Genomic DNA, 1,077 nt, shown 5'->3' with positions numbered 1-1,077 from the left:
CCAGATGGTATCTACATTGATGGAACATTTGGCCGAGGCGGTCACAGCCGTACAATTTTATCCAAACTTGGCCCAAATGGCCGACTGTACAGTATCGACCGTGACCCTCAAGCGATTGCGGAAGCAGGCAAAATTGACGACCCTCGTTTTACCATTATTCATGGCCCGTTTTCTGGCATGGCTCAATACGCAGAAGAGTATGACCTAGTTGGTAAAGTAGACGGTGTACTATTGGATCTTGGTGTGTCTTCGCCTCAGCTGGATGACGCAGAGCGTGGTTTCAGCTTTATGAAAGATGGCCCGCTAGATATGCGCATGGACCCAACTTCAGGCATCCCGGTTTCTCAATGGTTGATGGAAGCGGATCTGGATGACATCACTTGGGTGATTCGTGAATTCGGTGAAGACAAACACGCTCGTCGTATTGCTCGTGCGATTGTGGAATACCGTGAAAACGAAGAGAACGAGCCAATGGTTCGTACTGGACAGTTGGCAAAACTGATCTCTGAAGCAGCACCAAAAAGTTTTAAAGAGAAAAAGCACCCAGCGACGCGTGCTTTCCAAGCGTTCCGTATTTACATCAACAGTGAGCTAGAAGAAATTGATACTGCGCTGAAAGGCGCGGCTCGTATTTTAGCTCCTGAAGGTCGTTTATCTGTCATCAGTTTCCATTCGTTGGAAGACCGCATGGTAAAACGCTTTATCCGCAAAGAAAGTAAAGGTCCTGAGGTTCCACATGGGATTCCTTTGACGGAAGCGCAAATCAAAGAGCTTGGCAGCGCAAACATGAAAACTGTTGGCAAAGCGATAAAACCGAGCAAACAAGAAATTGACATGAACCCTCGTTCGCGCAGTTCTGTGCTAAGAATTGCTGAAAAGCTTTAATTATTATGACGAACCCCACTCCCAACCTTGCTAAGTTGATCGCCACGGATTTAATTACCGTTGGTCGCTGGTCATTACTATTGTTGCTATTGATCATGGCATCAGCAATGGGAGTGGTATTTGCTACCCACCATGCGCGTCAAGCGATCACTGAAAAAGATCACACTCTGGTTGAGCGCGAGCGATTAGATA

General features: G+C 47.0%; 2 protein-coding genes. Both read left to right on the top strand.

Features of this window, described 5'->3' with window-relative positions:
• The coding region (rsmH, locus tag R7035_RS25910) for a 16S rRNA (cytosine(1402)-N(4))-methyltransferase RsmH (RefSeq protein ID WP_318146407.1) at positions 1-885 on the top strand (885 nt) is incomplete at its 5' end.
• A gap of 5 nt (positions 886-890) precedes the next feature.
• Positions 891-1,077 (top strand): cell division protein FtsL (locus R7035_RS25905; RefSeq protein ID WP_318146406.1); only part of this gene is annotated, 187 nt, incomplete at its 3' end.

Source organism: Vibrio sp. 1731, assembly GCF_033339955.1.
Taxonomy (GTDB): Bacteria; Pseudomonadota; Gammaproteobacteria; order Enterobacterales; family Vibrionaceae; genus Vibrio; species Vibrio alginolyticus.
This window is presented reverse-complemented; position numbering and strand designations above follow the sequence as displayed.